This is a genomic window from Edaphobacter sp. (assembly GCF_035532915.1).
Classification (GTDB): domain Bacteria; phylum Acidobacteriota; class Terriglobia; order Terriglobales; family Acidobacteriaceae; genus Edaphobacter.
Genome location: NZ_DATKQC010000101.1, coordinates 23899 through 48679, shown reverse-complemented (window position 1 = coordinate 48679; position 24781 = coordinate 23899). Strand labels below are relative to the sequence as shown.

General features: G+C 54.8%; 13 protein-coding genes. 11 read left to right on the top strand and 2 right to left on the bottom strand.

Going from position 1 to position 24781, the window contains the following annotated elements; all coding sequences use genetic code 11:
• Positions 1-78: 78 nt before the first annotated feature.
• The 4 genes from VMU57_RS05350 to VMU57_RS05335 all read left to right on the top strand — a co-directional run bounded on the left by VMU57_RS05350 (position 79) and on the right by VMU57_RS05335 (position 7394).
• The gene (locus tag VMU57_RS05350) at positions 79-1029 is read left to right on the top strand and encodes a glycine--tRNA ligase subunit alpha (protein WP_325381579.1); all 951 of its coding nucleotides are present in this window, start codon (positions 79-81) and stop codon (positions 1027-1029) included.
• A gap of 41 nt (positions 1030-1070) precedes the next feature.
• Positions 1071-3173, top strand: a complete 2103-nt coding sequence (gene glyS / locus VMU57_RS05345) for a glycine--tRNA ligase subunit beta (protein WP_325381577.1) — start codon at positions 1071-1073, stop codon at positions 3171-3173.
• 118 nt (positions 3174-3291) lie between these two features.
• Complete coding sequence (locus VMU57_RS05340; protein ID WP_325381575.1) at positions 3292-4938, top strand: DUF5597 domain-containing protein; 1647 nt, start codon at positions 3292-3294, stop codon at positions 4936-4938.
• Between the two features lie 41 nt (positions 4939-4979).
• Positions 4980-7394, top strand: coding sequence for a glycoside hydrolase family 2 protein (locus VMU57_RS05335; RefSeq protein WP_325381573.1), 2415 nt, complete (start codon positions 4980-4982; stop codon positions 7392-7394).
• Here the strand turns inward: VMU57_RS05335 and VMU57_RS05330 are convergent.
• Positions 7391-8425, bottom strand: a complete 1035-nt coding sequence (locus tag VMU57_RS05330) for a LacI family DNA-binding transcriptional regulator (protein ID WP_325381571.1) — start codon at positions 8423-8425, stop codon at positions 7391-7393. The genes VMU57_RS05335 and VMU57_RS05330 overlap by 4 nt on opposite strands.
• Positions 8426-8959: 534 nt before the next feature.
• Between VMU57_RS05330 and VMU57_RS05325 the strand changes: the two genes are divergently transcribed.
• From VMU57_RS05325 to VMU57_RS05315, 3 genes are all read left to right on the top strand, one after another.
• Complete coding sequence (locus VMU57_RS05325) at positions 8960-12316, top strand: TonB-dependent receptor (RefSeq protein ID WP_325381569.1); 3357 nt, start codon at positions 8960-8962, stop codon at positions 12314-12316.
• 85 nt (positions 12317-12401) lie between these two features.
• Positions 12402-13583, top strand: a complete 1182-nt coding sequence (locus VMU57_RS05320; RefSeq protein WP_325381567.1) for a tetratricopeptide repeat protein — start codon at positions 12402-12404, stop codon at positions 13581-13583.
• Between the two features lie 102 nt (positions 13584-13685).
• Positions 13686-15383: a CRTAC1 family protein gene (locus tag VMU57_RS05315; RefSeq protein WP_325381565.1), complete on the top strand. Its 1698-nt coding sequence runs from the start codon at positions 13686-13688 to the stop codon at positions 15381-15383.
• 25 nt (positions 15384-15408) lie between these two features.
• Here VMU57_RS05315 and VMU57_RS05310 read toward each other — a convergent pair whose 3' ends face one another.
• Positions 15409-16476, bottom strand: a complete 1068-nt coding sequence (locus VMU57_RS05310; RefSeq protein ID WP_325381563.1) for a LacI family DNA-binding transcriptional regulator — start codon at positions 16474-16476, stop codon at positions 15409-15411.
• A gap of 283 nt (positions 16477-16759) precedes the next feature.
• Between VMU57_RS05310 and bglX the strand changes: the two genes are divergently transcribed.
• The 4 genes from bglX to VMU57_RS05290 are packed head-to-tail and all read left to right on the top strand — an operon-like array spanning position 16760 to position 24777.
• Positions 16760-19093: a beta-glucosidase BglX gene (gene bglX, locus VMU57_RS05305; protein ID WP_325381561.1), complete on the top strand. Its 2334-nt coding sequence runs from the start codon at positions 16760-16762 to the stop codon at positions 19091-19093.
• A 12-nt stretch (positions 19094-19105) separates the two neighbouring features.
• Positions 19106-20326 (top strand): glycoside hydrolase family 5 protein, encoded by a 1221-nt coding sequence (locus tag VMU57_RS05300; RefSeq protein ID WP_325381559.1) that lies wholly within the window; start codon positions 19106-19108, stop codon positions 20324-20326.
• Positions 20327-20370: 44 nt separating this feature from the next.
• Complete coding sequence (locus VMU57_RS05295; protein ID WP_325381557.1) at positions 20371-21774, top strand: glycoside hydrolase family 30 protein; 1404 nt, start codon at positions 20371-20373, stop codon at positions 21772-21774.
• A 21-nt stretch (positions 21775-21795) separates the two neighbouring features.
• Positions 21796-24777 carry a glycosyl hydrolase family 28-related protein gene (locus tag VMU57_RS05290; RefSeq protein ID WP_325381555.1) on the top strand — a complete coding sequence of 994 codons (2982 nt, stop codon included), beginning with the start codon at positions 21796-21798 and terminating at the stop codon, positions 24775-24777.
• Positions 24778-24781: the final 4 nt, after the last annotated feature.

Below are 24781 nucleotides of genomic sequence, written 5' to 3'. Positions count from 1 at the left end.
TAAAAAAAGAACACCATTTAGAATCGGTTAAATAACCAGATAATAAGTACACATAAATAACCAGCAGAAAAGAGACTCATGCAGGCGACAGGCGAGAAGAAGGCAGCGCTTACATTTCAGGAGCTTTTATTCACCTTGCAGCGGTTCTGGGCCGACCAGGGCTGTGTGCTGCAACAGCCCTACGATGTTGAAGTTGGCGCAGGCACCATGTCGCCCGACACCTTTTTGCGCGTGCTCGGCCCCAAGCCGGTTCGGATTGCCTACGCGCAGCCCTCGCGCCGCCCGGCCGATGGACGGTATGGCGAGAACCCCAACCGCCTCTTCCGCCATACCCAGTTGCAGGTCATCCTTAAACCGCCACCGGTGCGTATTCAGGAGCTGTACCTGGAGTCGCTTACGGCGATAGGAATTGACCTCCGGGAGCACGATATCAAGTTCGAGGAAGACAACTGGGAGTGGCCTGTCGGCGGAGCGTGGGGTGTGGGATGGCAGGTCATGCTCGACGGCCTGGAGATCACGCAGTTCACCTATTTCCAGCAATGCGGAGGCATGGACCTCGATCCGATCTGTGGCGAAATCACTTATGGATTGGAGAGGATCGCGGGTTTCTTACAGGACGTCGACTCCATCTACGACATTGTGTGGGCAGTGGAGCCGGACACCGGACGCAAGGTGACTTACGGCGAAATGCGGCTGGCGGAAGAGGAGCAGTTTTCTGCCTATAGCTTTGATTATGCGGATGTCGGCAAGCTTTGGGAACATTTGAACCTCTACGAGTCGGAGTGCCTGAGCCTGCTGAATCAGGCCAAGAATTTTGAAAAGATGGATCCCCTGGAGCTCAAGCGTTTCCCCGTACTGGGAGCTTATGAGCTGGCCCTTAAGTGCTCTCACGTCTTCAACCTGCTAGACGCTCGCGGAGCCATCTCTGTTACGGAGCGGGTGGGCGTCATGGCCCGGATCAGAACGCTGGTCGTAGGTGTGGCCAGGATCTACGCCGCGCAGGGACAACTCTTGGCAGCAGCAGTTTAGCGAATCATTTCAAGCGAAATATCGAAAGCGTAAGGAAGGTTATGGCGGAGTTTCTGTTCGAGATTGGTCTGGAAGAAATTCCCGCGCGCATGATTGCCGGCGCGCAGGCGGAGTTGCAGCAGCGCATCGTGGCAATGCTGGAACGGGAGAGGCTTGTATCTGCCGGAGTTGCGAGCAAGAGCTTTGCCACGCCCAGGCGCCTGGCGGTCTGGGTGGCGGACGTGGCCGAACGCCAGCAGGACATCACCGAAGAACTGGTTGGCCCCTCGGCAAAAGTGGCTTATAAAGACGGTGTGCCCACTCCTGCCGCGGAGGCATTTGCCAAAAAAGCGGGCATAAACGTCGCTTCTCTCAAGACAATTACCACCCCAAAGGGCGAGTACATCGCGGCGATCTCGACGAAGCAAGGATTGGCAGCGGCAGATGTGATTGCTTCGGAGCTTCCCAAGGAACTTGCGGCAATTTATTGGGCGAAGAACATGTACTGGCGCGCTGGACGGCCGGAACGGTTCGTGCGGCCTGTGCGCTGGATGGTCGCGCTGCTGGGAGCGAAACCAGTAAAAGTTAGTTTTGGTGGTTACGAGGCTGGTTCTGTGACTTATGGGCATCGAGTGTTGTTCGGAGACGAGCCAATTGCACTGAAGTCGCCGGGCGAGTACGAACCGACGCTGGAGAAGAGCTTTGTGGTGGCCGATGTTGAGGTTCGTCGGCAGAGAATTCGCAAAGCCCTCGATGCCGTGACGCGTGCCGTTGCGGGAGCCCGCTGGCGCGAGGATGAGGAGCTGGTTGAGACCGTAACCCAGCTTACAGAGTGGCCTTCGGTAGTGATGGGTGGATTTGAGCTGGAGTACCTGACACTGCCTGAGGAAGTTCTGGTGACGGTGATGCGCGATCACCAGAAGTATTTTGCGGTGGAGGACAAGGCAGGCAAGCTGGCTCCGTATTTTCTGGCGGTGTTGAATACCGAGGCGAATGAAACAGGGCTTGGGGTCATCCGGCATGGGAATGAGCGGGTGTTGCGAGCGCGATTTAACGATGCAAGGTTCTTTTGGGAGTTCGACCAGCGAGTGCCGCTGACGGACCGGGTGGAGCTGCTGAAGAACGTTACGTTCCAGAAAGATCTTGGCAGCTATGCCGCGAAGAGTTCGCGTGTGCGGAAGCTGGCGTCGGGACTGGCTGGACTGCTGCTTCAGCGTAAGTGCGAGTTGAACCCGGTGGCTCTCGATGAGGCGGTTTCGCTGGCCAAGACAGACCTGACCAGCGAATTGGTGAAGGAATTTACCGAGCTGCAGGGAATTGTCGGCGGCCTGTATGCGCGGGCGCAGGGATTCAGCGCTGCGGCTGCCGATGCCATCTATGACCAATACAAACCGGTGTCCATGGAAGACTCGGTCCCGCGCACGGCGGAGGGAGCGGTACTGGCGATCGCCGATAAGGCAGACACCATTGCCGGAATGTTTGGGCTGGGGATGGAGCCTACCGGGTCCAAAGACCCGTTCGCCTTGCGAAGAGCCGCAAATGGAATTGTGAAGATTCTGGCGGAGACGACGGTTGCATTGCCGCTGACGCTGGCTGAAGTTGCTGTTGCTGCGTGCGGGCAGAACGAGGCTTTGGCAGCCAAGGTCCGGGGGTTCCTTGCGGAGCGGTTGGAGTTCTATCTGCGGGAAGCCTGTGGGCAGGCCTACGATGTGGTGAAGGCTGTGCTGGCGGCCGGCGCAGAGGATGTTCGGGATGCTGTAGCCCGCGCGGAGGCAGTGACGGCTGTGCGTGGGTCCGATGATTTTGCAGCGGTCTCGGCGGCCTTCCGGCGAATGAAGAATATTCTGGCCCAGGCGGCAGAGAAGGGCATTGCTCCGGGTGCTCGCGTAGAAGATGCTCTTCTGACGGAGGCCACGGAGAAGGCTTTGGCGCAGCGCTCGTCGGAGCTGGCAGTGCGGGTCTCGGCTTTGCGTGCGGAGAAGAACTATAAAGCTGCGCTCGAGTCGATTGCGACGCTACGTCCGCAGGTCGATGCCTTCTTTGATGGCGTGATGGTAATGGCACCGGAGACGGAGGTTCGAGCGAACCGTCTGGCTCTTCTTACTCAGGTGCAGGGAGATTTCTCAGGGATCGCTGACTTTTCAGAGATTGTGACGGCTGGATAGAGAGATATGCGGGATCGCAGTGCACGGTAGGTAGCGAAGAGATGTAACGCTTTACATGTTCATAGTTTTGTCGTCTAGTGGGTATTGCGTTTAATCGTCCGATGGATCGGAGTCATCTTTGACACACTTTTCTCGCGCTGCCACCTTACTGATCGTGCTGTCCAGCCTGTCCCTCTATGCTTGCGCCCAAGACATTCCTCATCTGGAAAAGAAGGATGGCCGCTTCGCGCTGATCGTTGGGGGCGAACCTTTTCTTATGCTGGGCGCTCAGATTAATAACTCGAGCTCATGGCCGAGCGAGATGCCCAAGGTCTGGCCTGCGCTCGAAGATATGCATGTCAATACCGTCGAAGCTCCGGTTTATTGGGAGACGATGGAGCCGCAGCAGGGCAAGTTCGATTTTTCAAACGTCGATCTTTTGGTGAATGGCGCACGGGAGCATCATCTGCACCTGGTGCTGCTCTGGTTTGGCACGTGGAAGAACGGGCAGGCGCATTATGTGCCGGAATGGGTGAAGACTCATCCTGAGAAATATCCGCGGGAGGTGAGCTCCTACGGAAAGGTTCTCGATGTTCTGTCGCCGAATTCAGAGACTAATCTTGATGCGGACAAGACTGCGTTCTCGGCCCTGATGCGGCATGTCAAAGAGATCGACTCGGCGCAGCACACGGTCATCATGATTCAAGTCGAAAATGAGTCGGGATCGATTGGGTCTGTTCGCGATTTTTCAGCCGCCGCGCAGAAGGACTTCAACACGCAGGTTCCTGCCTCGCTGGTAAATGCTCTTCATCTTAGTTCCGGTACTTGGTCGAAGGTCTTTGGTGCGGACGCGGATGAGCGCTTCGCCGCATACTCGACGGCACGGTATATCAATGAGGTGGCGCGAGCGGGGAAGGCGGAGTATCCGCTGCCGATGTATTGCAACGTGTGGATTACCTATCCTGTTGCTGCGCTCGAAAATCGAGACCACGCCAGTCCTGGACAAGAGTATCCGAGCGGAGGCCCGCAGCAGGGCAACATCGGCATTTGGAAGGTGGCTGCGCCGTCGATTGATATCCTTGCGCCGGACTTCTATTCCAATGATGTAGAGCTGTATCACGAGACAGTTGCTGCTTACCATCGCGACGACAATGCGCTCTTTATCCCAGAGACCGGAAGGACCGCGAACTTCGGTAAATATTTCTTTTATGCTCTCGGTCATGGTGCGATTGGCTTCTCGCCCTTTGGCGTGGACTACACGGGATGGTGGGGCACGGAGCAGACGGTGCCTGAGTCTTTATCCGAGAACTATGCGCTCGTAGGCCCAATGGATCGAGAGATTGCCAAACTAAACTTCGAAGGCAAGCTGCAAACTGCGGTCGAACAAAAGGGCGCGACCCGGGAGTTTCTGCATTTCGACGGAGTGGATGCAGTGGTGTCGTTTGGCTTTCCGCAGCGAGATGGCGAAGTACCTCCCGGAACTGCTGACGACCACGGCAGGGCGATCGTGGCGCAGTTGGGCCCATTGGAGTTTCTGGTGACGGGCTTCGATGCGAGCGTCAGTTTCAAGGTGACCGAGGCTCCGGGAGCCGAGGCGAAGAACGAGCAATTGGAGATTCTCCGCGCTGACGAGGGTGGGTATGTCAACGGCATTTGGCAGTCTTCACGCATCTGGAATGGAGATCAGACGGACCGGGGATTGAACCTCAGGGGCGTAAATAAATCAGTGCTCCGCGTTCGGCTGCACATGCTTCCTCTGTATGACCGTAGCGTGCGTCAAAAATAAGTAGCTGGGTTTCAGGGATCACAAAAAATATTGGAGAACTTATGTTGAGACGCGATTTCATTAAAACGACAGGCACACTTCTTGCTGCATCTACTCTTCCCAGCGCTGCGTCACTTGCCTCATCAAAGGACAGTTCAGAGACTCGATCCATTCTTCCGATAAACCGCAACTGGCGCTATCATCCTGCGAAGGTGGAGGGCGCACACGCTCCGGAATTTGATGACTCCTCTTTTGAGCGCGTTGTTGTTCCGCACACGAATGTCCGTCTCCCCTGGCACAACTTCGACGATAAGGACTATGAGTTTGTCTCCACCTACCGGCGCCGGTTTAAATATCCGACGGGTGCTAAAGGCAAGCGTGTTTTCGTCGATTTCGAAGGGGTGATGACGGCATCCACCGTCTGGATCAATGGCATTGCTCTGGGTGAATACAAGGGTGGTTTTACACCGTTTTCGTTTGAGTTGACTCCTCATCTTCGCCCTGACGGAGACAATGTGCTGGTGGTTCAGGTCGATTCGACGGAGCGCGCGGATATTCCACCCTTCGGCTATGAGATCGACTACATGACCTTTGGCGGCATCTATCGCGAAGTTTCGCTGCGGATTGTTTCACCGACGTACCTCGACAATATATTCGCCCACCCGAAGGATGTTTTGGGTAGCTCGCCGGCCCTTGATGTGGATTGCTTTCTTGCAGGGCCGCACCCTGAGGACGGGCTTGCTCTTGAGGTTGAGTTGCGCGACGGAGATAAGGTCGTCGCTAAGCAAAGTCAGCTCGTAAAAAAATATGTGCCAACGACGGATGCCGCTTCGCCGCTTGACCCAACGACCAGCGCACCCGTGTATGCGAGTGTGGAAACGACTTCAGATCCAGCGCTGCACACGGTTTCCTTGAGCAACCTGGGAAAAGTGCAGCTCTGGGATCTTCAGCGGCCCCATCTCTATAGCGTCCATGTACGGCTTCTTCGCGCGGGAAAAGTGATCGACGAAGATACGCGGCGGATTGGATTTCGCGAGGCGATGTTTACGGATCATGGCTTCTCTTTGAATGGAAAGATTGTTAAGTTGCGTGGCCTGGATCGGCATCAGACCTTTCCTTTTGTTGGTCAGGCGATGCCCGCGCGGGTACAGCGCAAGGACGCAGATATCCTTCGCAAGGGAATGCATTGCAATATCGTGAGAACGTCGCATTACCCGCAGTCTCGGCATTTCCTGGATCGCTGTGACGAGATTGGACTGCTCGTTCTCGAAGAGATTCCCGGATGGCAGCACATCGGGCCAGAGCCGTGGAAGCAGGTATCTATCGATAATGTTGGTAGGATGATTCGCCGCGACTGGAACCATCCTTCGATTATTTTGTGGGGCGTGCGCATCAATGAGTCGAGAGACGACCACAGCTTCTATACCCGAACCAATGCCCTGGCACATGCGCTTGATCAGACACGGCAGACCGGCGGCATCCGCAACTTTCCGGGATCGGAATTTCTCGAAGACGTCTTTACAGTGAACGATTTCGGTTTTCCGCTTAGGAAGCCGAATCATCCGAAATATCTCAACACCGAGTTTGTGGGGCACACGTTTCCAACTAAGACGACTGATGACGATGAGCGTCAGCGCGAGCATACATTGCGCCATGCCCGTATCCACAATCAACTGGCATCAGATCCGCAGTATTCCGGCGGCATTGGCTGGTGTGCTTTCGACTACAACACACACTCAAATTTTGGGGCCGGTGATCGCATCTGCTATCACGGTGTGGCCGATATCTTCCGCGAGCCCAAGCCAGCAGCAGGCTTCTATAAATCACAGTGCGATCCCGCTGAGGAAGTGGTTTTGGAACCTGCGTTTCATTGGGCGAAGAGCGATGAGTCGGTCGGTTTCTCGAAGGCAGTTGTGTGCTCCAATTGCGACCACTTGAAGTTCTACCTTCGCGAGCGCAGCCTCGAGAGCAATCCCTGGAAGCTGTTTGCGGAACTTGACCCGGACAAGGAAGAATTCGGAAACCTGGTTTATCCGCCGTTCATTCTTGAGCTTTCAAAGTTGGACACGAAGCAGTTTGAATTTGCGTGGGGAGACCTTCGCATCGACGGATATCTGAAGGGCAAGCAGGTGATCTCCAAGTCACTGTCTGGGCTTGGGGTCGATCGTCAATTCCACCTGTTGCCCGATGACACGAGCCTTGTGGCCGATGGAGCGGACACCACTCGTGTGGTGCTTCGGGCGACAGATGAGTTCGGCGCCGTACGCACCTATGCCAACGATCCCATCATGTTCACGCTGGAAGGGCCGGCAGAGCTTATCGGCGACAACCCGTTTGCTCTGATTGGTGGAACAGGCGCGGTCTGGATTCGCGCGAAGGAGCAGGCAGGTATTGTGAGGCTGACGGCAAAGCATCCACGGCTTGGATCGCAGACCGTCGAATTCAAGCTGACCGAAGCTCCTTCTGAGTCGATTTAGCGGTGGCTTCTATTAGCCGGGCCAGTGGATCGGCGCAGGATTAATGTAGGTTGTACATCATAATCCTCGCCAATCTGCGGCTTTTTCGTCTGCGACTGCAGTGACTTATAGAGTGCTCGAAAGGCCGCAGTCGCGATTTCGATGCGCGGCAGACGAAGCGTGGTCAGCGAAGGCTGCGTATACGCGCTCAGTTGAATGTCGTCATAGCCAACGATTGAGATCTCTTCGGGAATGCGCAATCCACGCTCGTGAATAGCACCCATCGCTCCGATCGCCGTCAGGTCGTTCGAGGCGACGACCGCTGTTGGCTTCGCGCCGGAGTTGAGTATCCTCAGCATTGCTTCGTGACCGCCATCGGCGCGATGGTTGGCCTCTTGAATCAGGGCGGGATCGCGTTGGAGGCCATGCCGCTCAAGGCTTTGAAGAAATGCCTCGAAACGGGTACGGGCTGAAAACAGACCGAGCGGGCCGCTGATGAAGGCAATCTTGCTATGACCGAGCTCAACCAGATGATCCATCGCCATCGCTACGCCGGCAGCATGGTCTACGCGGACGCGGCTTACACCGGGACCTGGCGCTCCAACGTCCATGAAGACCAGGGGAATATTTCTGTGGCTGAAGACCTTGATCAGTCGATCTTCCATCTCGGAGGTCATGATGGCAACGCCGTCGACCTTGCGCTGCATCATGCGTGTGACACAGCTCTCCATGCGTGCCGGGTCGTAGTTGGTATTGGCGACGAGGACTTCTTGCCCATGCTCGACTGAAATGTCCTCGAAAGACTTTACGAGCTCCGGAAAAAACGGGTTGGTGATGTCGGAGATGATCAAGCCATAGAGGCTGCTGCGACCAGAGCCGAGCGAGCGGGCGTTGGTGTCCGGATAAAACTGCAGCGCTTCGACGGCGCGCCGAACTCGTTCGGCGGTCTTTGGAGTGACCTTGTCTGAGCCATTGATGGTTCGCGAAACAGTGGCAGTAGAAACTCCGGCTCTTCGGGCGACAGCCTTAATGTTCATGTTGGTCGATCCCATTCCAGGTTGTGTATCTCCCCGGGATTTCAGCAAGCCTGATTGCGTGAATAAATATATCTCGAATGTCGTTGTGTACTTAAACGTTCTAAATAAATAACTTACGACCACAGCATTCAATCTGGAAAGGAGCTGCAGTCACATGGGACCATTGGCCTCATGAGCCGGATAGCTTGATAAAGCTAACTCCATCATTTCACCACAAAACAGTAGAAATAGTTTCGATTCAAGGCCGCGATCCCAACAGTCCCCCAAAAAGAGGCATGGCATCAAAGTTGAGCGGATGCTTCGATCCTTTTATTTAAAAATAAACCTCGCTTCGACGCTGATAAATCTTGTGGGGGTTGGAGCGAGCAGGTAGACGGAATTCGTCGATTTAAATAAAAAGCTTGACTGGGACGCTATCGATCAGGCTTAATTACTAGCGCATCCGTAGACCCGTCAAAGACAAACGTTTGTCTTTGACGGAATCGTTCTATCTACGAGTCGCCGAGTGTATGGAACATAGCTGCAGCAACACTTTTGGAGGCACTACTTATGAAATTCAGATGGCAAGCGCTGATGCTTTCCCTGGTCATGCTAGGAGCGGGATATGTCGGAATCGGGTTCGCACAGAACACCAATTCCGGTGACATCCGCGGTACCGTTACCGATACGACCGGAGCATTGATTCCGGGCGCGACCGTGACAGTTGTGAATAACAATACCGGCGTGGTCAAAACGCTGACGACCAATGGCGACGGGCTGTACGATACGGCCTCGATCGTTGCGGGCAACTACAAAATTACCTTCGCCAAGGATGGCTTCACCAAGCTCGAGCGGTCGTCTATTACCGTTCTGGTTGGAACGACAACGGTCAACGCCGCCTTGACGGTCGGCTCGGTGACGGACCAGGTCGTGGTGAACACCGACGTCCCGCTGTTGACCACGGACAACGGCGAGCAAACCACCACACTCGAGGCCAAGACGATGTCTCAGCTTCCGCAGGTCGGACAGGACTGGCAGAACTTTACCATCCTGCTGGCTGGAGCATCGGGCGCACCCGGCGGCTCGCAGGGAGCGGCTAGTCCCGGTCAGGAAGTTTCCGTAAACGGCAACCTGCCTTATAGCACGGTGCTTGCCGACGGTGCATCGACGACGCTGCCGTCGAGCGCAAACTCCGACGTCAGCACCCTGGAGACGGTGCAGGAGCTTCAGGTCAGCACCTCGGCCTTCTCTGCCCAGTACGGAATTGGCGGCATCCTCTTCAACCAGATCAGCAAGGGCGGCACGAACGCTTTCCATGGCTCGCTCTACGAGTATCTTCAGAACAATGCGTTGAATGCCGCAGACTACGCCTTTAATGCCAAGGGAAAGGTCGCAATCCAGCACTATAACAACTTTGGTGGTTCCATCGGCGGCCCCATCCTCAAGAACAAGATGTTCTTCTACTTCAACTACGACAAGATCATCCAGCACGGCGGCTCTGCAAACGGGTTTGAGACGGTTCCCACAGCAGCGATGCTGGGTGGAGACTTCACCGGGCAGAACACGATCTACGATCCTTCGACGACTACGGTTGTCAACGGTGTCGTGCACCGTACTTCTTTCGCAGACGAATATGGAAATGGCAATGTGATTCCGGCCAGCCGTATCGACCCGGTCGCGCAAGCGATTCAAGCCTTCTACCCGAAGCCCAACACCAGCGGAAACGTGGTAAACGGAGTTACTCAAAATAACTTCTTCTATAACGTTCCCGGCTCCAATCCCTTCACTAAATATTTCGGACGGCTGGATTATGACGTCACGCCAAATAACCGGATCACGATGTCTGAGACCGAAGGTGATAACCCCCAATATGGCTATGCACAGGGTATTTGCCCCATCGCCTGCGGCACCGAAGACGTCAGCAGGAACAATGCTCAGATCAGCGACGTGTGGACGATCTCATCTCATCTGACCAACGAGGCCAGAATCGGCTATACCAACCAGCTTAACTTCTTCACGCCTGCAACTCTCAACCAGGGCTTTCCAGATAAACTCGGATGGAAGTTTGCCAAGGCCGATAACTTTCCTGTCATCAATATCACCGGATACTACGGGCTCTCTTCGGCCACGAATGCGGTCTACAAGGAGCATGCTTACGATCCCTCCGATGTGGTGACTTTGATTCTCGGCAAGCACATCCTTCACTTTGGCGGGGAGTTTCTGTTCTATCGAGACAACTCCACGGCGTGGGGCAATATAAACGCAGGAACGATGGGTTATACCGGTACGTACACCTCGTCAACACAGGGCGACAGCGCGACGGGTCTTGCTTATGCAGACTTCCTGCTGGGACAGACACAGAACTGGAGCGCGGGCGTGACACCGGAGTACGGCGGCAGAATGCGCCTGCCTCAGGTGTTCGTACAGGATGATTACAAGATCCGTCCGAACGTAACTCTAAACCTTGGCCTGCGTTACCAGATTCAGTCGGGTTGGGGCGAAGTCAAAGGCAATATGAGAGCTTTTGATCCAACCGTACAGAATCCCGCGACGGGTACGTTGGGAGCCATGTGGTACGGCTCGACCCATGCGAATGGCCGCACAACCTTGCAGGCTCCTGTTTATACGACCTTCCTTCCTCGCTTCGGATTTTCATGGCAGCTTCATCCGAATACCGTCGTGCGTGGAGGGTTTGGACTCTATGCCTATAACTGGAGCCTCGATACCTACGGCGGTGGAATGGGATCGGCCTTTGGGTCGCAGGGCAATGACACCGATCAGACCAATGGCATTACGCCGGTTGTCACTCTCTCCGGAGATGGGGCGAGCCTTCCATACATCGCGGCTTCGACTGATCCGAGTGCCTTCAACGGCCAGTCGCCAACTTATAACCAGTACCACACTTCTGTTGGCGGTTCCTATCAATGGAACCTCAGTGCTCAGCAGGAGCTCGGTACAGACATGGTGGCTTCGCTCACCTACATCGGCAACCATGGCCATAATCTACCGTTCCCAGTTGACATCAACCAGATCCATGAAGGAGACCTGGCTCCGGTAGATGCTCAGTTCCGGCCTTATCCGCAATATCAAGGGATCGGCGGCAGTACGAATAATTCGATCTCAAACTACAGCGCTCTCCAGGCTTCGGTCCAAAAGCGCTTTACCGGCGGCTTGAACTTCAACTTCAACTACACCTGGGCTCACTTCCTGGACGAGATGGATTCGTCTGGATGGGGGAGCCGTGCTGGTGGACAGGCTTACCAGTACTCTTATGATCCCGGGGCCAACTATGGAAACTCGAACTTTGACGTGCGAAATGCGTTGAAGGGAAGTGTTGTCTATCAGTTGCCTTTTGGTCACGGGCGGCGGTTCCTTAACAACAACTGGCTGCTGGATGAGTTGGTTGGGGGCTGGCAGGGATCGGGCACCGTTGTAGCTCAAAGCGGTCAACCCTTTACCGTATACATGGACAAGAATAACTCGTATGCGCTTGCTGGAAATTGGTATCCCAATGTCATTGGCAACCCCCACATTTCCAACCATGGCGCGAAGCATGGGACTAACCAGTGGTTCAACGAAGCAGCGTTTGCAGCACCCACTCCAGGAACCTTTGGCAACTCCGGCCGAAACAGCCTGAACGGTCCAGGCCTCACAAACGTCAACTTCTCACTCGGTAAATCGTTTGCAATATGGGAACAAGTGCATTTGCAGATTCGCGCAGATGCTAACAACGTACTCAATCATCCCAGTTTCAAGTTGCCGAACTCCGCGCTCATCGTATGCTCTGATACGACGACCGCCGGCTGCGCAAATGCTTCTCCGGAGGCAATTGCGGCAGGCACTGCCGTTGCTACAGGTAGTTCGTCAATCACAGGAGTAACCGTCGGTGGTCGCACCATGCAGTTAGGGGCGCGACTTACCTTCTGATAAACTCCGTTGGGATGGCGGGACTCTCCGCCATCCCAATGTCTTTTAATCGGACGACCTATTGGAAAGGTCAAACGGTCTTGCAATGAAGGTGTTTTCTCTTCTTCTTCTATTGAGCCTGGGTGGAGTCGGCTCAGCAGCGGCACAGTCTGCGGGTGCTTCTACAGCAAAACAAGCTCAGACTCACGAACAAAAGGCCCATGAACTTTTGAGTCAGAAAAAGCCAGCGCTTGCGGCGAAGGAGTTTGCTGCAGTTCTTGCGCTCGATCCGAACAATATCGATGCTCAGGCAAATTTAGGCGTCCTCCTCTTTTTTCAAAAGGACTACGCACAGGCAGAGCCGCATCTTCGTAAAGCAGTAGAACAGCAGCCGGGGCTGACTAAGATCCGTGCCCTGCTCGGAATGTGTGAGAGAAACCTTGGCGAGAGTGAGCTCGCTCGTACCGATCTTCAAGCGGTCGTGGACCAGTTGAAAGAGCCAAGCGTACGGATCGAAGCCGGATTGGAGTTGATCGAGCTTTACACGGCTGCACAGGAACTTCCGAAGGCGGCAGCGGTAGTTGAGGTGCTGCGGCAGGACGCACCGGCCGATCCTCGAATACTCTATGCTGCCTATCGCATCTACTCCGACCTGGCAGGCGAGGCGATGCTGGATTTATCGCTTGCGGCACCTGAGTCGGGACAGATGCATCAGGCGATGGCGCATGAGCTAGGCCGCGAGCGGGACATCCCCGGCGCGATTGCAAATTTTCGCAAGGCTATTGCCGTCGATCCAAAATTACCTGGAATACATTTTGAGCTAGCGGAGGCGCTTCGTGCCTCGTCTGATCTCAAGCTTCGAGCCGAAGCCGAGCAGGAGTACCAGATGGCGGTCGCGGCCAATAGCCGGGACGAAAAGTCCTTGTCGCGACTCGGTGATATTGCTGTCGAGAAAGATGACTTCGATGGGGCGGTCGCGTATTACAAACGCGCTCTCTCGCTGGTGCCCGGCGATGCGGATGCAACCCTGGGGTTGGCCCATGTCTATATCGAGAAGGATGAATCTGCTTCCGCTTTACCGCTGCTGGAGCCGCTGGTTGCGGCCGATCCCACTAATGTCGTTGCTCACTATCGGCTGAGCACGGCCTACCGCAAATTGAAACGATCAGCGGATGCGAAACGGGAGATGGATGCTTATCAGAAGTATAGGGACATCAAGGAAAAGATGCGGGCGGTATATAAAGAGATGCGTCTCGATACTCCCCAGGGCGAACTGGATAATAAGTAGATGGATTCATTGCGGAATAAGCTGCGGGCATGGAGGATGTGCAGAGTAGAGTCTTTCTCCTGCCTTGGAGCGCTGACATGTCCCGTTGGCCTGATCTTGTGTGTGGGGCTTATTCAAGCGCAGGTTGCGAAGCCGAATCTTTCTGGTGAACGTTCCGGTGCTAGCGAGCGGGTGCCGCAGTTGGTGGACATCACAGCCTCGACCGGTATCCATTTCGAACATCTCTCCAGTCCAGAGCAGAAGTACATCGTCGAATCGATGAGCGGTGGCGTCGCGCTTCTCGATTACGATGGCGATGGCTGGCTCGATATCTACTTCACCAATGCGCCTAGTCTCTCCATGGCGCTCGCTGGGAAAAAGGCGAGAGGTGCGCTCTTCCATAACAACCACGACGGTACATTCACGGACGTTACGGAAAAGGCCGGTGTCGGGTATCCATGCTGGGCAATGGGCGCGGCGGTAGGAGACTACAACAACGATGGCCGCCCCGACCTGATTGTCAGTTGCTTCGGTGGGATAGTGCTTTATCGCAACAACGGCGATGGCACTTTCACTGACGCCACGAAGGCCGCGGGCTTAGACAAAGATACGGGCTGGGCTACCGGAGTTACCTTTGGTGACTATGATGGCGACGGCAATTCCGATCTCTTCGTGCCGCACTATGTCGATTTGGACATGAACGATCTGCCGAAGTTCGGGTCAAGCAAGACGTGTCAGTATCACGGAGTAGCGGTTCAATGCGGGCCGCGAGGACTAAAGGGTTCTCCCGACGCGCTCTACCACAACAATGGTGACGGCACCTTTAGCGAAGTTGCGAGGCAGGCAGGCGTAGATGACCCAAATCATTTCTTTGGACTGGGGGCCGTCTGGTCCGACTTCGACAACGATGGCAAGCTCGATCTCTTCGTAGGGAATGACGGCGAACCGAACTACCTCTATCACAACGAAGGTGATGGGCACTTCAAGGAGATGGCGTACGACGCAGGTGTGGCCGTGAGCGAAGACGGAACAGAGCAGGCGAACATGGGACTGGCGCTTGGAGACTATATGAATGTGGGCCGGATGAGCCTCGTCGTAACCCACTTTAGCGACGAGTACGCCGCAATGTTTCGCAACGATGGCGGGATGACCTTCTCCGATGTCTCCCGCGCGTCCGGAATCTCTCGTTCGAGTTCGCCGTATGTCGGATGGGGTGATGCGTTTCTGGATCTCGATAACTCCGGCTGGAAGGACCTGATTCTCGCGAACGGACATGTCTATCCGCAGGTAGACAGCGTAAAGATGGGGACGAGATACAAAGAACCTAAACTGGTCTTCAAGAACCAGCACGACGGTACATTCAAGGACGTGAGCGACGAGTCGGGCGAGGCTGTGCGTGAGCTTCAGGTTAGCCGTGGACTTGCGGTTGGGGACCTCTTCAATACCGGCAAACTCGACGTTGTTGTGGAGAATTTGACCGGCGGCCCTATGATCCTCGAAGCCAAAAGCAATCCGGCAAATCACTGGGTAAGCTTTGACCTTGAGGGCAGCCCCAAAAATCGGTTGGCCTTGAACGCTCGTATCTGGGTAACAGTCGGCGAGCTGCGGCAGATGGATGAGGTTCGAAGCGGCGGAAGCTATCTGTCGCAAAGCGATCTGCGGCTGCACTTCGGGTTAGGACGTGCTGCGAGTATCGACAAAATCGAGGTGCTATGGCCGAATGGTGAGCGACAGTCCTTTGAGAATGTTGCAGGCGATCGTTTCTATCACCTGAAGCAGGGAGGCGCTCTCTTACCTGTGGAACCCGCTCGGCACCCATAGTCATTGCATCGCCTGATAAAAGATCTCAGCGTGCAGCGCTGATTTTCTTTGGTGGCTTGCTCGCCCGCGCCGTCGACTCGCGGACAATCAACTCGGGATCAACTCGAATCAGCTCCGGCGTCTCCTCGTCCGCAAGTTTCTTCAGTAGCATTTGGGCGGCCGTGCTACCCATCTTCTGCAGCGGTTGGCGAATGGTGGTAAGGCTGGGGACCTGATATTGAGAAGATTGAATGTCATCAAACCCCAGGACGGACACATCCGTCGGTACGCGGAGGCCCGCCTCATGCAGTGCGCGTATGGTTCCCATCGCCGATACGTCGTTGAAGCAAAGGACAGCGGTAAAGTGTTGTCGGCTCTGGATAAGATGGCGAATGCCGGGGTAGCTGATCTCGGGTGAGTGGGAATCTTTTTCGAGATGAATCGTCAGCTGGTCGCTGACAGTCAGGCCGAGTTCCCGGGCGACATGCAACGTAGCGGCCCAGCGGGTGTCGGAATCGGAGCTGAAGGGCTGCCCCTGCATAAACGCTATCTTGCGATGGCCAAGCTGGTGGAGATGCCGAAGTGCGAGCTCCGCTGCCTTCTCGTGGTTCAAAATCACGTTGGTCACTCCGGACAACTCCGTATGCCCCGCGACGAGAACTGTGGGCAATGGCAGCAGAGCGTCCTCAGGCAGGTGGGTGTCAATCGCCAGGATTCCATCCACTCCGCGGGAACGCAGCAACTCAGGATAGGCTGAGACCAACTCCTTTTTGTGTCGGTGGTGGACGGTGAAGTAGAAGAAGCCCTCTCGCATCAGCAGGTCGCCAACGCCGCTGAGAACCTGGGAGTGGTAGCCCTCACCCAACTCTGGCAGCAGCACGCCGATCGTCTGCATGCGCTTTCCCTGCAGCGTGCGCGCAATCATGCTCGGTTGATAGTTGAACTTGGCCGCGGCCGCTTTGACGCGCTGCCGGGTGGACTCCGGGATCGATCTGCCGGGCGCGTCGTTGAGGACGAACGATATGGTCGATGGACTAAGGCCGAGATGTTCGGCCAGCATCTTGAGGCTGGCCGGACGTGTCGTACGTGGCGAAGACGTGGGCTGTTTTGGCATGAACGATGGCCTGAAGGGTATCTTGGGTAAAAAAGTTGTCGTATTGAGAGAGTATCAACAGGAACGAAGAGTAACTGTACAAAAATCGCTCACTCCTCCAAAGAGCGGTATTTATAGAGAGCAATGCGGAGAATAAATTTCGTGTTGGACAATGGACAAACGTTTGTCTAAACTTGTACCGCTGCAGGATAGGCTGGGTTTTCGCGTGAGACCGTCGACGACGGAGTTTAGTCTCATGATTCCCCGCCGTGCCTGCTAAATGAAGACCGCTTCAGGAGTAGCCATGACTTTTCGCCTCATTTCACAAGCTCTGACTCATCCCTTTGCTATCGGAAGCCTGTCGCTTGTCCTGCTTGGCGGATTGCGTCCCTGCGTCCTCACAGCTCAAGTACAGCCAACGACGAAGGACCATCATGTGACGAAAGATGGTGATGCCGAGACGCCTCGGTTTGTGAACAATCTCCTGCAAAAGATGACCCTTGAGGAAAAGATCGGGCAGATGAGTCAGATTGCGCTCAACCAGCCCCAGGACGTCTCGCCCGACCAGCGCATTCTCAATGGTCAGGTTGGCTCATTCCTTTTTCTCTCCGATGCTAGGGAGATCAATCGGCTTCAACATATCGCGGTCGACCGCAGCCGGCTCCATATTCCGCTTATCTTCGGATTCGATGTCATCCATGGATTTCGCACCATCTATCCTGTTCCCCTTGCGCTCGCGGCGTCGTGGGATCCAGCGATGGTAGAGCACGTTCAGAGCATGGCTGCAAAAGAGGCTAGCGCCGTTGGTGTCGATTGGACCTTTGCGCCGATGGTCGATATCGCACGCGATCCGCGCTGGGGCCGCATCATGGAAGGCGCAGGCGAAGATCCGTACCTTGGCTCCAAAATGGCAGCAGCCCAGGTACTCGGCTTTCAGGGCGATGAGCTTGGCGCCCCAGATCACATTCTTGCCTGCGTAAAGCACTTTGCCGGTTATGGTGCTGCTGTGGGCGGCCGCGACTATGACTCTTCCGATATCTCGGATGAACAGCTTTGGAATATTTACTTACCCCCGTTTGAGGCAGCGGTTCGCGCGGGCTCTGGCTCTTTAATGCCCGCCTACATGGATCTGAATGGAGTGCCGGCGACCGGCAACAAATTTCTTTTGCAGGATGTACTCCGCGATAAGTGGAAGTTCGATGGCTTTGTGGTGAGCGACTGGGATGCCGTGCTGAACCTGACCACGCACGGCTTTGCCTCCAGCCCGGAAGACGCAGCAGCGCGTGCTGTAAATGCAGGCGTCGATATGGAGATGACCAGTCATATCTACCGTGACAATCTTCCTGCAGCGGTCAAGGACGACCTCGTGAAAGAATCGACCATCGATGGGGCGGTACGCCGCATTCTTACGACCAAATATCGCCTTGGTCTCTTCAGTCATCCGTACGTTGATCCGTCGAAGTCAGCCGCACAGCTTGTCACTCCGGAGCAGCGTCACGCAGCCAGAGTCGCGGCTGAACAGACCGCTGTGCTTCTGCGCAACGAGGGGGCCTTGCTCCCGCTTAGCAAATCGCTGAAATCGATTGCGGTGATCGGGCCGCTTGCCGACTCGAAGCCCGACATCATGGGCTCGTGGAGCCTCGCCGGGCATCCTGCTGATGCGGTCACTGTTCTCGAAGGCATTCGTAAACGCCTCGGTGCAGGCACCACTGTGTCGTGGGCAAAGGGAGTTGAAATCTCACGTGGTCAACACTCCATCTTCGACAGCCAGTTTCCCAGTCCGCAGCCTATGTTGAAGACGGATGCCGACCGCGACGCCGAGTTCGCCCACGCCATCGACCTCGTCAAAAAATCTCAGGTTGCGGTGCTTGTATTAGGGGAGGCGCAGAATATGAGCGGCGAGCGTGCCTCGCGTTCCACGCTTACGCTTCCGGGACGGCAGCAGCAGCTTCTCGAAGCTGCGGTGGCGACCGGCAAGCCAGTGGTGCTGGTGCTGCTCAACGGGCGGCCACTCAACATCACATGGGCGTCTCAGCATGTTCCAGCTATTCTTGACGCATGGTATCCGGGGACAGAGGGAGGCAATGCCATCGCGGACCTGCTCTTCGGCGATGCTAACCCCGGAGGCAAGCTGCCTGTAACCTGGCCGCGGAGTGTAGGACAGGTGCCGATCTTCTATGCGCGCAATCTAACTCAGATTCCCAATGCGCCCGACACGCGTTACTGGGATGGCTCCAGCGCCCCGCTTTATCCCTTTGGTTATGGACTCAGCTATACCACCTTCAAGCTGGATGATCTTAAATTGGCCGCCCCCTCCGTACAGGCTGGCTCGTCGCTGATGGTGTCGGTCGATGTGCAGAACACTGGATCAGGTGCAGGAGATGAGGTCGTGCAGCTTTATACTCATCAACGTTCTGGCACCGCCTCTCGCCCTGTGCGTGAGCTGAAGGGCTTTCGGCGTATAACGCTTAGGCCGGGCGAGAAGCAGACAGTCACGCTGCAACTCGACACGCACGACCTGGGCTTCTGGAGTTCGCAGACCCGCCATTGGTCGATTGAACCTGGTCTCTTTGACCTTTGGGTAGGAACAAGCTCTGCCGCCACCGATCACGCTACCTTCACAGTTTTGCCGCAATAGGAAGGATGACTTATGTTGACTCGTCGAATGCTGTGCGTTGCCGCTTTTCTCTTTTACCTGTTGCCGCTGAACTCCTTTGCGCAGTTCGCCCATACACAGCAAAAACAAATCGTTGATGGGAGCGGTAAGCCGTTTCTTATTCGCGGAACAAACCTGGGTAACTGGTTTATGCCAGAGGGATACATGTGGGACTTCGATGGCGGCCCGCAATCGGCTCGCGAGATTGAAGGCCTCGTGACAGAACTCCTCGGACCAGACAAGGCGACGGACTTCTGGCATCAGTACCGGCAAGACTACATCACGAGACAGGACGTTCACCTTCTTCACGAGGCGGGGTTCAATACCATCCGCATCCCGATTCATTACAAGTTTTTTGAGACGGATAACTCTGAGGGATTTGCTCCGCTCGACCGAGTCATTCAATGGAGCCGTGAGGAAGGGCTGTACGTCATTGTGGATATGCACGCCGCTCCCGGAGGCCAGACCGGGGCGAACATTGACGACAGCTATGGCTATCCTTGGCTATACGACAGTCCGCGTGAACAGGCTCATCTCGTCGCTGTCTGGCAGCGCATCGCACGTCATTACAAGGACAATTCAACCGTACTTGGCTACGATCTGCTGAACGAGCCAATCCCGCATTATCCCAGCCTCGCGCCGCTGAATGCCAAACTCGAACCGGTTTACAAGAAGCTGACGACAGCCATCCGCCAGGTCGATACTCACCACATTCTCTTCCTTGGCGGCGCCCAGTGGGACAGCAACTTTTCGGTCTTCCATCAGCCATTCGACAACAACACCGCATACACCTTTCATAAGTACTGGTCCAAGACTGATGTCTCGGTCATTCAACAGTATCTCGACTTCCGCGACCGTTATAACGTTCCTATCTGGATGGGCGAGTCGGGCGAAAATACCGATGAGTGGATTACTCAGTTCGTCGATCTGCTGAACAAAAATGACATAGGCTGGACCTTCTGGCCTTACAAGAAGATGTCGAAGACCTCGGCTGTCGTCACAATTACTCCTCCAGAGGGATGGGACAAGATCGTTGCCTTCGCCAAGTTGCCGCGAGGCACGGGCCAGGTAGAGGAACGCCTCAAGGCAAGGCCCGATCAGGATACGATCAACCGCGCTTTTGCCGGCTTGCTGGAAAACATCAAGCTGAAGAATTGCCATGTCGATCCCGGCTATTTGAAAGCGCTTGGCATGAAGCCCGTGTCAGTAAATTAAAGCTCGCTAACGAACCATGAAGAAGATTCTGTCCAGGAGAAGAGATGAATTCTAAAATTGGTGGCTGTCTGCTGCTCATCGCCACGGCGTTTCCTTCGCAAATATTGCTTGCACAAAAAAAGGCTACTTACTGGCTGACGACTCCTGATAAGTCGTCGCTCTTGCAGTTGCAAAAGGAGTCACTGGATTTCACTAAATCTTCCGCAAGCAATCCCACCATCAATGTCGACGAAAAGCAAAGATTTCAAACGATGGATGGCTTCGGCTTTGCGTTGACTGGTGGAAGTGCACAGCTGATCATGCGCATGGACCCCGCAAAGCGGGCGGCACTGCTGCAAGAGCTTTTTACTGTTAGTGACAACAGCATCGGCGTCAGTTATTTGCGGGTAAGTATCGGATCGTCCGACATGAATGACCATGCCTTTTCTTACGATGATCTGCCGGAGGGACAGACTGATCCCGATATGACTAAGTTCGATCTTGGGCCTGATCGCAACGATGTCATCCCGGTGCTAAAGCAAATTTTGGCAATCAATCCAAAGATCAAGATATTAGGATCGCCATGGTCCGCCCCTCTATGGATGAAGACAACAGGCAAAGCGAAGGGCGGGGTATTGAAGCCGGAGTACTTCGCCGCCTATGCCACTTACTTTGTTAAGTACATTCAGGAGATGAAGGCGGAAGGAATCCCAATTGATGCGGTCACTATTCAAAACGAGCCACTGAACGAGAAAAATACGCCCAGCATGGTAATGCTCGCTCCAGAAGAGGGTGATTTCATCGCAAATGATCTTGGCCCGGCATTCGCAAAAACTGGGATCAAGACAAAGATCGTTCTCTACGACCACAATCTCGATCATCCCGCTTATCCGCTCTCGATTCTGAAAGACCCTGCAGCGAACAAGTACGTCGATGGCACAGGGTTCCATCTCTATGGCGGCACAGTCGATGCGATGACCGAGGTTCATGATGCATTTCCGAACAAGAACCTTTACTTCACGGAACAGTCTGTGACGGAGCATGGTGACAGCGGTACGCTGAACATAGCTCGTCCCGTGGCAAGAATCATCATCGGTGTCAGCCGGAACTGGAGCAAGAATGTACTGCTTTGGAATCTTGCTGCCGATCCGCAGTTTGGCCCTCATACCAACGATGGTGGATGTACTGGATGTCAGGGCGCGCTGACTATCGATGGCAATAACGTCACTCGGGATCTCGCCTATTACACCATTGCCCACGCCTCCAAATTCGTTCCTGCCGAGTCTGTTCGAATCGGCTCAAACGATCTTGATAACCTTCCGAACGTTGCATTCAAAACTCCGGCAGAGAAAGAGGTGCTTATCGTTGCCAATACCAGCGATTCTTCTCAGACCTTCAACGTCAGCTATCACAAGAAGGCATTTACCTCTGTGCTGGTAGCAGGTGCAGTTGCAACTTACATTTGGTAACTAGGGATATCAGGGGAAGCCATGACACGCAGGCAAATCCGATGGACAGCATTTGTTCTATTTCTATTGGTTTCAGTTCCTCTATGGGGAGCCTCATATTACACGCTACGCCCTGACGATCCCAAGGCCGTCTATCTAACCAGAGGCGATCATGGTGTTCATGGCGATGGCATCGCGGACGACAGTGATTCCATCCAACAGGCCATCACCAAAGTGCAGGAGTCGACGACGCAGGGAATCGTGTTTATTCCCGAAGGGCGCTACCGCATCACCAAAACCATTGTTGTCTGGCCTGGTATTCGTTTGATCGGCTATGGCGCAAAGCGCCCTGTCCTTGTGCTCGCGAAGAATACTCCAGGCTTTCAGAAGGGAATTGGATACATGCTTCTCTTCGCGGGTGGCCGTCCGGACGCAACCCATCGCAGGCCCCGCCGCGGTGATCCATTGGCTGGAATCGTACCTCCCAACAATCTCATCCCAGATGCAAATCCTGGAACATTCTATTCCGCGATGAGTAACATCGATTTCGAAATTCAGGATGGCAATCCCGCAGCCGTTGGTATTCGCTTTCATGTTGCGCAGCATTGCTATCTGGCGCACATGGATTTCCATATCGGGTCCGGCATAGCTGCATTGCATGATGTCGGCAACGAGGCAGAGGACCTGCATTTTTACGGTGGCCAATACGGTATTATGACTCGTAAGCCATCGCCCGGTTGGCAATTTACGTTGCTGGATTCCACGTTTGAAGGGCAAAGCGTTGCTGCAATCAAGGAGCATGAAGCCGGACTCACTTTGATCCGCGATCATTTTAGAAATGTGCCCACAGCGATATCGATCGATCCAGGTTACTCCGATGAGCTATGGGTAAAGGATGCTCGTTTTGAAGACATCAGCGGGCCAGCAATCATTGTGAGCAACGAGAGAAATGCTCACACCGAAATTAATCTTGAAGACATCATCTGCCACCATGTTCCTTTTTTCGCCGAGTTTCGTGAGAGCGGTAAAAAGATAGACGGTGCTGGCGAAATATACAAGGTAAGTCATTTCACGCATGGACTCACCTTCGCAGAGGAGGGGGCGACTCCTGAGATTAGAACAACCAATGATACGCATGCGTTGAGCGCGCTCCCTGCTCCACTTCCATCCGATATTCCATCCGCTCCGGCTCAGGATACTTGGGTCAACCTGCATACCTTGGGAGCAAAGGGAGATGGTGTAACCGACGACACCGCTGCCATTAAAAAGGCAATTGCCGAACACCGTACAATCTACTTTCCCTCGGGCCACTACATCGTTACCGACACAATCCTTTTAAGGCCAGACACCGTGTTCATTGGCCTTAATCCCACAACAACGCAAATCGATCTGCCGGATTCCACTCCGGCATTTCAAGGCCCCGGTTCCCCTAAGCCATTGCTGGAGACGCCTCACGGTGGAACCAACATCGTTACTGGCATTGGGCTCTATACCAACGGCATCAACAGCAGGGCAGTTGGCGCAAAGTGGATGGCGGGGGCAGATTCGCTGATGGATGACGTTCGCTTCCTCGGCGGCCACGGGACGAACTATCCGGGAGTCTCATTTGCCACCATCTACAACAACACCCACACGTCCGACTCGGATGCGCGCCGCAAATGGGACAGCCAGTACCCCAGCCTATGGATCACCGATGGGGGAGGCGGAACCTTCGCGGATATATGGACTCCAAGCACCTTCGCGCAGGCGGGGGTATCAATCTCCAATACCTCGACCTCCGGACGAATCTATGAGTTGTCGAGCGAGCACCATGTCCGGAACGAGGTGAAGCTGAATCATGCGTCGAACTGGCAGATCTATGCTCTGCAGACTGAAGAAGAGCGCGGGGAAGGGCCATTTGCGTTGCCGCTCTCTATCGACAATTCAAGTAACATCACGATCGCAAACTATCATAGTTATCGCGTAGTCAGCAGCTATCAACCGTTTTCCGATGCGATCAGAGTTGCAAGTTCAAATAATATCCGGCTACGCAACATCCATGTCTATAGCGATAGTAAGGTGTCCTTCGATAACTCCGTTGTTATTGAGCAGCCACATACCATAGAGATTCGCGACCGTGAGTTTGCCGCACTTACTATCGATGCTCTCAAGACCGCACCAGCGCCGGCCGCTCTCTCCGTAGTTGTTGCTAGTGGAGCAAAGATAGAAATGCTGTCTACGGGCTTCTTCAATATCTCCGGCGCAGCAGTCGATCACTTAGGGCAACTTTACTTTGTCGATGCTCACTGGCAGCGTATCTATAAGTGGTCGCCCGAGAACAACAATCCTGTCATCGTCAGCGACAGCCCATTGTCTCCAGTGCAGCTTGCATTCGACAAGTCAGGCGATCTCATGGTCGTCTCCTACGACGGCGATGGCACGGTCTATTCGTTCAATCCAAACTCGCCAGAGGAGCACATCACGCTGCTCAAGCCCCAGCCAGCCGCGCCAAGGCTGGGTCTTACGGCGGTCCTTCCAGTAGATTACTGGCGCAACGAGAACGACTTTCTGCAAGCTGTTCCTGTCCTCAAGCCTTACCAATACCTCTCTCCCGACGGCACAACTTTCATCCCGGCAGGCGAGGACTTTGTACGCGGTGCGCTGTATTACGGGACGAAGATGGCGGATATCCTGCGCGCGTTTGGCTTGGCGCGGGCTGTGCCAGGTCACCCCTTCTATTCCAGCGACGAATCGCAGGAAAAAACTTACGTCTCGAGCGTAGGTCCAGATGGTACTTTGAGGAACACGAAGCTCTTCGCAGAGCAAGGTGGCGAAGGCGTTGCCCAGGATGCAGAAGGGGACGTCTTTATCGCGGCGGGACAGATCTATGTCTACAATCCTTCAGGTCAGCTGATCGATACCATCAACGTTCCGGAACGTCCTATTGACCTCGTCTTTGGCGGAAAGGACGGACGAACATTATTCATCCTCACGCACCACTCTCTCTACTCGGTACAGACGAAGGTGAAGGGATTGCTCCAGTAGCGAA